Origin of the sequence: Bradyrhizobium altum, from assembly GCF_020889705.1 — a bacterium.
In the GTDB taxonomy this organism is placed as follows: domain Bacteria; phylum Pseudomonadota; class Alphaproteobacteria; order Rhizobiales; family Xanthobacteraceae; genus Bradyrhizobium; species Bradyrhizobium altum.
Genome location: NZ_JACMYP010000330.1, coordinates 1 through 8,365, shown reverse-complemented (window position 1 = coordinate 8,365; position 8,365 = coordinate 1). Strand labels below are relative to the sequence as shown.

Genomic DNA, 8,365 nt, shown 5'->3' with positions numbered 1-8,365 from the left:
CCGGCGCGGCACCAGCGGCAGGCGCGGCCGCCGGCTGTTGCGCCGCAGCAGCGAGCGTGAACGCCCCCAGCATGGCACCCGCGAGCAGCAGGCTGCGCGGTGCGAACGAGTGTTGTTTCATGATGATCTCCCCTGGGTGGAAGCCGTTGTTCATTGCGCCATTGAGGTCGATCGGCGCCATCAGGCTTTCCGTTCATAGTCTTGCGAATTTGTCCGGACAATTGCAATCGGAAACATGCTGACATCGGCCAACGCATGGTTGTGGCCGGGCGGCCCTGTCGGCCCGTGTCAGTGTCAGCCCGTGTCAGTGCCGTGTCATCGAGTGGTCCGGGCGATCGAGAATCGCCTCCGTGAATGGAAACTCCAGCACGATCTCGCCCTCGTCGTCGGTCACCTCGATGACCGCGCTGAGCAGCGCGCCATCGGCGCCCTCGGTCTTGAGCAGTTCGCGAATCATCGCCCGCGCCATCTCCCACGCACGATCCGGATCCCGCAGGATTTCGCCGTCGGGGTCGGAGATCAGCTCGTCGCCGATACGGGTATTGAAGAAATAGCGTGGCATCGGCAGAACTCGGCTCGGTTAGTCGCTCCCGGCGCGCGGGAGCACAGATTCGTCATCAGGACCTTCGGAGGACCGCGGGGCCCCTGTCTCTTAATCCAAGATCACCATTCACTGTGTGGCGAACAACAGGAAAAAGGTCTGACGCCACCGGGTTTTGACAGGAAATGCGCGCACAAATTTGTGAGTGGCCCGGATTCGTCTTCCGCAGTGCAGCATGGCATTCCCCGGGACACCTGGCGAAAAATTTAAGTGGCGAACTTTTCCAAGCACAGTAGTTTACTTTGCAGGGCGGAAAGTTCGTCCGGTTGCAACAAGGAGAGCCAAATGGCCTGGAAAGCACCGAAGATCGTGGAAGTGTCGGTCGGCATGGAAATCAACATGTATATGTGCGCCACCCGCAAGTAAGCGGCAGCGCTCACTACACGTTTAGCGTTTTAGCGCAGGTGGACGTCCGGCGTGACGCGCTCCCGAGGGAGTGTGTTTCAAACCCGGGGTCCACCTCGTAGCGTTTTTGGGTCCGGGTTAAACTGCTCCAGGGGACGGATCATGCTTCGTGTCGTCGTCCTGGGTGCCGCAGCTGGTGGCGGCGTTCCGCAGTGGAACTGCGGATGTGCCGTGTGCAGGACGGCGCGAAGCGACCATCCTGAATTGCAGAGCACGCAAGCCTCGATCGCCGTCAGCGGTGATGGCGCGCACTGGTTCCTGGTCAACGCGTCCCCCGATCTACGCCAGCAAGTGACCGCCACGCCGCAGCTGCACCCGAAGCCCGGCGCCTTGCGCCACAGCCCGATCGCGGGCGTCATCCTCACCAATAGTGAGATCGATGCGGTCACCGGGCTGCTGTCGATGCGCGAGGGCTCGCCGTTCAATATCTACGCGCATGAGCGGGTGCTGGCGATCCTGCGCTCGAACAGCATCTTCAACGTGCTGAGCGAAAAGAACGTGGCCCGCCTGCCGATCGCGGTCGACCAGCCCTTCGAACCAGCCCTGCCCGACGGCTCGCCGTCCGGGCTCAAGGTGCTGCCGTTCGAGGTTCCCGGCAAGGGTGCCTGGTATCTCGAGGGCAAGGCGCACCCGGCGGGCGCCGACGGCGTCGGCGATACGCTCGGTCTGCGTATTGCGGACAAGCGCAGCGGCAAATACTTCTACTTCCTGGCCGCCTGCGCGCGGGTGACCGACGACCTGAAATCACGGCTCAAGGGCGCCCCGCTGGTGTTCTTCGACGGCACGGTGTGGCGCGACGACGAACTGATCGCGGCGGGGCTTGGCAACAAGACCGGCCAGGGCATGGGACATATCGCGATGTCAGGCGATCAGGGCGCGATCGCGAGCCTCGCCGGGCTCGACATCGGACGAAAAGTGTTTTTGCATATCAACAACTCCAACCCGGCGCTGCTTGGGACCTCGGCCGAACGCAAGGCGGCCGAACAGGCGGGCTGGCAGATTCCCTCCGACGGAACGGAGATCGTGCTGTGAATGTCGTGCCTACAAACGGAATGACCGCACTCTCGATCGGCAAGGGCATCATGCTCGACAGTGCCGAGGCGATGGAGGCGACGCTGCGCACGATCGGTGCGACGCGCTATCACAGCCTGCACCCGTTCCACCGCCTGCTGCACGGCGGCAAGCTCAACAAGGGCCAGGTCCAGGCCTGGGCGCTAAACCGCTATTACTACCAGAGCACGATCCCGCTGAAGGACGCGATGGTGATCTCGCGCTTCCGCGACCGCAACACGCGGATCGAATGGCGCCACCGCATCGAGGATCATGACGGCGACCTCGGCAATGAAGGCGGCATCGAGCGCTGGCTGAAGCTGACCGAAGGCCTCGGCCTCGACACGGCTTACGTGGAATCCACCGAAGGCATTCTGCCGGCGACGCGCTTCGCCGTGGAGGCCTATGTGCATTTCTGCCGCGACCGCACGCCGCTGGAGGCGATCGCCTCCTCGCTCACCGAATTGTTCGCGCCGAACCTGCACGAGGAGCGCATCTCGGGGATGTTGAAGCATTACGACTTCGTCAATCCCGACATCATGAGCTATTTCAGCCGCCGCTTGACCCAGGCGCCGCGCGACGCCGGCTTTGCGCTCGACTACGTCAAGCAGAATGCCAGGACGCCCGCCGAGCGGGAAGCGGTCTGCAATGCGCTGATCTTCAAGACCAACGTGCTGTGGGTGCAGCTCGACGCGCTCTATCATGCGTATGTCGATGGCCAGATTCCGCCTGGCGCCTTCGTGCCGAAGACGGCTTGAGGACAACATCATGGCCAGCCGCAACATCAGCGTCAGCGAGACCAGCCGGCCGAAACTGCCGCGCCATACCAAGCTGAAATTCGACGAGACGCGGCAAGTCTGGGTGATCCTGGCGCCGGAGCGCGTGCTGGCGCCGGATGAAATCGCGGTGGAGGTGCTGCAGCTTTGCGACGGCGTGCGCAGCGTCGCCGCGATGGTGGACCAGCTCGCGGAAAAATACGCCGCGCCACGCGAGGCGATCGCAACCGACGTGGTCGCCATGCTGCAGGATCTGGCCGACAAGGGCTTTCTCACCGAAGCGCGCGAGAGCACAGCATGAGTGACACGCTCGCCGACAACAAGATGACGCCGCCGGGCCCGAACGCAGCCCCAAGCGACGGGCTCGCCGTGCTGGAGAGCCACCGCTCCGCAGCCGAGACCCACGGCATCCCGCTCGCGGTGCTCCTCGAGGTCACCCATCGCTGCCCGCTGCAATGTCCGTATTGCTCCAATCCGGTCGAGCTCGACCGCGGCTCGACCGAGCTCACGTCAGACGAATGGAAGAAGGTACTGAGTGAGTTGGCCGAGCTCGGCGTGCTGCAGGTCCATTTCTCCGGCGGCGAGCCGACCGCGCGCAAGGACATCGTCGAGCTGGTGCAGCACGCGTCCGACGTCGGGCTCTATTCCAACCTGATCACCTCGGCGGTGCTGCTGACCAAGGACAAGCTGTCGGCACTGGCCGATGCCGGCCTCAGCCATGTGCAGATCAGCTTCCAGGGCAACGAGCCCAGCGTCGCGGATCGCGTCGCAGGGCTGAAGGACGCGCACAAGAAGAAGCTCGAGGTCGCGAAATGGACCCGCGAGCTCGACATGCCGCTCACGGTGAATGCGGTGATGCACCGGCAGAACCTGCATCAGCTCTCCGACATCATCCAGATGGCGGTCGATCTCGACGCCGACCGGCTCGAGGTCGCCAACGTGCAGTATTACGGCTGGGCGCTGAAGAACCGTGCCGCGCTGATGCCGACGATCGAGCAGATCGAGGAAACCAGCCGGATCGTCGAGGAAGCCCAGGTACGCCTGAAGGGCACGCTCGCGATCGACTATGTGGTGCCGGATTACTACGCGCTGCGGCCGAAGAAATGCATGGGCGGCTGGGGCCGCCAGTTCTTCAACATCTCGCCGGCCGGCAAGGTGCTGCCCTGCCACGCCGCCGAAAGCATCACCGGGCTCGAATTCGAGTCGGTGCGCTCGAACCATTCGATCGCCTGGATCTGGCAGAACTCGGAAGCCTTCAACCGCTATCGCGGCACCGGCTGGATGCCGGAGCCGTGCAAATCCTGCGAATTCCGCGAGGTCGATTACGGCGGCTGCCGCTGCCAGGCCTTTGCGCTGACCGGCGATGCCGGCAATACCGACCCGGCCTGCGCGCTGTCGCCGCGGCACGAGGAAATCTTCAAGCAGGCTGAGCGGGAATCCGCCGGCACGCAGAACCGCTTCCTCTACCGCAACTTCGCCGGCGGCACGCTGGAGTCGGACAAGCCTCAGGACAACCCCAATGGCGCCTGACGCCGACGCCGGCAAGGCTGCCAGGCGCTCCGATCCCTTTGCTCCGCTGACGTCGGAGTGGCTCGATGTCGGCGACGGCCACAATCTGCATGTCGAGAGCGTCGGGCGCGAGGGCGGCATCCCCGCGGTCTATCTGCATGGCGGCCCGGGCAGCGGCTGCCAGCCGGATCATCGCCGGCTGTTCGATCCCGAGCGCTTCCACGCCGTGCTGTTCGACCAGCGCGGTTGCGGCCGCAGCCGGCCGAAGGGCAGCCGCGACCACAACACGACGCAGCATCTGATCGCCGACATGGAGAAGATCCGCGAACGCTTCGGCTTTGCGCGCTGGATGGTGGTCGGCGGCTCCTGGGGCGCGACGCTGGCGCTGGCCTATGCGCAGGCGCATCCCGAGCGGGTCAGCGGGCTCGCACTGCGCGCGACGTTTCTCGGCACCAGCGAAGAGCTGGAAGACGTTTTCCTGCGCGCCCTGCCGCGCTTCTATCCCGGCCTCTCCGAGGACTTCCTCAACTTGCTGCCGGAGGACGAGCGCGCGGCGCCGCTTGCGGCCTATTACCGCCGCATCCTCGATCCTGATATGGCCGTGCATGCGCCGGCCGCACGCGCCTGGCACGACACCGAGCGGGTGCTGTCCGAGCACACGCCGAAGCAGACGCGGCTCGACCTGACAAAGACAGCAGGCGCCCTGCCCTCGACGCCGTTCATGGAGGCGCACTACTTCGCCAACAACTGCTTCATGCGGCCGCACCAGCTGATGAGTGAGGCCGGCAAGCTCGCCGGCATTCCCGGCATCCTGGTGCAGGGCCGCTACGACCTGCTGTGCCCGCCCGCGACGTCGCACGCGCTCGCCGCGCGCTGGCCGGGCAGCGAGGTCCGCATCATCGATGGCGCCGGCCACATCCTCTACGACCCCGGCATCCGCAACGCCGTGATGAAGGCGATCGCGGACCTCGCGGCGAAAGTCGAGTGAAAATTAAGTCCGGTCGCGGCCACGACGGGAACGCGCGCCCCTTGCACGATTTCTGAATAATAGAAGAATACCGCTGAGTTGCCCGACGTGTCAAGTTGCCGGGTCGAACACCGGCAACCGGCTACTTTGCATGGGGTTGTTTTCGATATTTTGGCAGTGCGCCTTCAAACCAGATTCAGATCCTTCGGCTTGATGCCGGTGAAGATGCGTTCGAGGCTGGCCTGCTGCAATCCGTAGACGTGCTGGATCAGGCCGGCGAAGAACGCCTTGTAGTCGGTCAGAACAGGAAAATCGCGATTCTGGAACAGCGTCGCCTGCGCGACCTGGACCTGCTCGCCGGCCATGCGTCCGCCGTTGATGCCGCCGCCCATCACCCAGTAGACGCTGCCATGGCCGTGATCGGTGCCGCGGTCGCCGTTCTCGCGAAACGTCCGTCCGAATTCGGAGATCACGACGACGACGGTGTCGCGCCACATCGCCGGGCCGATCTCTTCGGAGAAGCCGGCGAGGCCCCTGCCGAGTTCGCCGAGCCGGTCGGCGAGATAGCCGGTCGCCGCGCCCTGATTGACGTGGGTATCCCAGCCGCCGACATCGACGAAGCCGAGGTTGAACTGCTCGCGCATCAGCCGGCCGATCCGCCGCGCCGACAGCTCGAAGCCGCGCGGCGACACCGCGCCGCGGTTGGCCGCCATCATCTCCTCGGAGACCGATTTGTAGACGTCGTCACGGACGCGGAATCCTTCCGACACCGCATTGGCCAGATCGCCCTTCGCATACATCTCCCGGATCAGCCGCGCCTGCCGATCGTCGACACCCGGCTTGCTGACGCTGGCGATGCCGATGTTCGGGATCTGGTTCTGGCCGCGGAAAATCAGCGGCAATTGATCGGTGAAGGAGATCGGCTTCACCCGCGTCAGTTCGGTCGCCAGCCGGCTCATGAAGCCGGAACGGTAATCGCGGCTGCCGCCGACCGCCTGCCCGAGCTCGATCGTGTCCTGGGTCTCGAAATGGCTGCGCGAGAGATCATCGCTGGTGCCGGCAAACGGAACGAATGCGATCTCGCGCTTGGCCCACAGCGGATAGATCGAATCACGCAGTGCCGGATGCAGGCCCCATCCAGCGTCGAGCGCCAGCGCCGCATTCGGATTGCCGGCGTCGGGGCGCGCGACCGCAAGCGTCGGGCGCGAGGCGTAATAGAACTCGCTGCCGACGGGCACCACCACATTGGCGGCGTCGTAGGCGCCGCGCAGGAACACCACGAGCAGCCGCGCGTCGGTCGCGGGCGCAGCCCAGACCCGGCCGGCAAGGGTGAGCGAAGCGGAAGCGGCGAAGGCCTTGATCAGTTCGCGGCGGTTCATTGGCGAACCTCCCCTTCAGTGCATGAACTCGGGTGACGACAGAAACAGCGTATTCCAGTCCTGCGGCGAGACGGCCTGGTCGAGCGCGGCGAGCGTGGTCGGGCTCAGCGTCTGCTTGATGTTGCTGAAGTAGAGCCCGTTCATCACGAGCGGAAACGCCGGCTGGTCGACGGCATTGGGCTCGTTCGGCTTGAACAGGCCGGCCGATCCCGAGCCGATCGCGCGCGCGATCTCGAAACGCAGCATCATCTGCCCGGGACCGTTCCAGGCCGCCGACAGCATCGAATAGCCGTCGGGCGTCTCGTGATTGAACAGGCCCTCGGACAGGCGGTTGAGCCAGCCCTGGATCGGCAGCGTGTTGAGGACGACCTTGGTGTCGTAAGCGAGCCGCACCGACGACATCACATAGAGCATCGGGTCCTTGAACTTGGCGCCGCCCTTCAGGCTGGCGGCGAATTCCGGCGCATGAACCAGCGTCGACATCACAGCGGCGATATCGCCGTCGGTCTTCTGGAAGGTCTGCGCCATCTGCTGTACCAGCGCGGCCGGCGGATTGTCCGACACGAAATAGGTCGCAAGCTGCTTTGCGATGTGCGTGGCGGTCGCGGGGTGATGGCACAGGATGTCGAGGGCTTCGTCGACCTCGGCAAGACCACGGCCCTTGATCTGATGGCCGAGGAAGGTCTTGTCACCGAAATCGTGGCGCGCCGGATTGAACTCGAAGGCGCCCTCGCGCACCAGCTGGGATTGCTGCTCGGGCTTCAGCTTCGGATCCTCGGACTTGAAGTCGATGCCGACGCCGGTGAGGATTCGCGCCAGCGCCTCGACATCGGCCTGGGTGTAGCCGGAGCCGACGCCCATCGTGTGCAGCTCCATGATCTCGCGGGCGTAGTTCTCGTTGAGGTGGCCGGCGGCGTTGTCGGCGTTGTCGAGATAGCGCAGCATCACGGGATGATGCAGCGTCGCCGACAGCAGGTTGCGGAATTTGCCGAGCGCGTTGGCGCGGATCGCGCGATCCTCGTAGTCGCCGACCAGCACGCGGATGTTGGCCTTGTACTGGTGGACATTGAAGTGGTTGAACCAGAACCAGGTCAGGCGTTCGCGCAATTGATCCGGCGCGTAGAGCGCATGCAGGATGGTGCGGGCCGCGGCCTGCCTGGCGCGGTCGTTCATGGCCTGCTGATAGACCTGTTGCGCCGCCTTGCGCTGCTCCGGATCGGCGACCTGGTTGGCGGATTTGCCCTGCTGGTCGAACGAGGCCGCAATGTCGAACGGGAAGCGATGCACGTCCGGCATCGCCTCGATCTGCTTCTGGACGGCGGCCGGCAATGCGGGGTTGGCCGGATGCAGCTGCTCCTGCAGCCAGCGTTCGGTGCCGACCTCGCGCAGATGCGCCGCGCTCGAGGCGCTGACGCCCCAGGTCAGGCGATCGAGCAGTGCGATGTCCTGCGCTGCGAGTTCGGCCGCCCGCGCCGGCTGGTGGAACACCACCAGCCCGGCGATCGTGCCGATCATCAGTTTCGCGGCTGTCCGCGCTCCGAGTGTGGCCGTGATGCTCATGTAGGCTGACCTGCCCGGCTCATGATGTCATGCCCTCAGTGTTTGCATTTGCCGGGAGGGCATGCCGGCGCGGCTCGAGGTGCTGCTGCGGCGGGCCTTGGCGGCGGTGCCGGCCGCG

General features: G+C 65.0%; 10 protein-coding genes. 6 read left to right on the top strand and 4 right to left on the bottom strand.

The genetic code is table 11. The features are described 5' to 3' along the window. The coding region (locus H8B02_RS42175) for a hypothetical protein (protein WP_229171590.1) at positions 1–181 on the bottom strand (181 nt) is incomplete at its 3' end. A gap of 123 nt (positions 182–304) precedes the next feature. Then, on the bottom strand, positions 305–562 hold the full coding sequence (locus H8B02_RS42170; RefSeq protein ID WP_021080047.1) for a DUF6894 family protein: 258 nt from the start codon (positions 560–562) through the stop codon (positions 305–307). Positions 563–886: 324 nt separating this feature from the next. On the opposite strand from H8B02_RS42170, the gene pqqA reads away from it, so the two are divergent. The 6 genes from pqqA (at position 887) to pip (ending at position 5,329) form a co-directional block, all read left to right on the top strand. Next, the gene (gene pqqA / locus H8B02_RS42165; protein ID WP_035635412.1) at positions 887–967 is read left to right on the top strand and encodes a pyrroloquinoline quinone precursor peptide PqqA; all 81 of its coding nucleotides are present in this window, start codon (positions 887–889) and stop codon (positions 965–967) included. 141 nt (positions 968–1,108) lie between these two features. Beyond that, the gene (gene pqqB / locus H8B02_RS42160) at positions 1,109–2,038 is read left to right on the top strand and encodes a pyrroloquinoline quinone biosynthesis protein PqqB (RefSeq protein WP_229171589.1); all 930 of its coding nucleotides are present in this window, start codon (positions 1,109–1,111) and stop codon (positions 2,036–2,038) included. 20 nt (positions 2,039–2,058) lie between these two features. Continuing rightward, the gene (pqqC, locus tag H8B02_RS42155) at positions 2,059–2,814 is read left to right on the top strand and encodes a pyrroloquinoline-quinone synthase PqqC (RefSeq protein ID WP_229171587.1); all 756 of its coding nucleotides are present in this window, start codon (positions 2,059–2,061) and stop codon (positions 2,812–2,814) included. Positions 2,815–2,824: 10 nt separating this feature from the next. Then, entirely contained in the window at positions 2,825–3,133 is a 309-nt protein-coding gene (pqqD, locus tag H8B02_RS42150; protein WP_163150080.1) for a pyrroloquinoline quinone biosynthesis peptide chaperone PqqD, read from the top strand. Further along, positions 3,130–4,362, top strand: a complete 1,233-nt coding sequence (pqqE, locus tag H8B02_RS42145; protein ID WP_229171586.1) for a pyrroloquinoline quinone biosynthesis protein PqqE — start codon at positions 3,130–3,132, stop codon at positions 4,360–4,362. The genes pqqD and pqqE overlap by 4 nt, the downstream gene beginning before the upstream one ends. Then, positions 4,352–5,329 carry a prolyl aminopeptidase gene (gene pip, locus H8B02_RS42140; protein ID WP_229171584.1) on the top strand — a complete coding sequence of 326 codons (978 nt, stop codon included), beginning with the start codon at positions 4,352–4,354 and terminating at the stop codon, positions 5,327–5,329. The genes pqqE and pip overlap by 11 nt, the downstream gene beginning before the upstream one ends. Positions 5,330–5,493: 164 nt before the next feature. Here pip and H8B02_RS42135 read toward each other — a convergent pair whose 3' ends face one another. Together H8B02_RS42135 and H8B02_RS42130 are read right to left on the bottom strand one after the other, a co-directional pair. Next, a complete protein-coding gene (locus H8B02_RS42135; RefSeq protein ID WP_229171582.1) occupies positions 5,494–6,687 on the bottom strand; it encodes a DUF1501 domain-containing protein in 1,194 nt (397 codons plus the stop codon). A 15-nt stretch (positions 6,688–6,702) separates the two neighbouring features. Then, a complete protein-coding gene (locus tag H8B02_RS42130; protein ID WP_376711778.1) occupies positions 6,703–8,247 on the bottom strand; it encodes a DUF1800 domain-containing protein in 1,545 nt (514 codons plus the stop codon). Between the last annotated feature and the right edge of the window lie 118 nt (positions 8,248–8,365).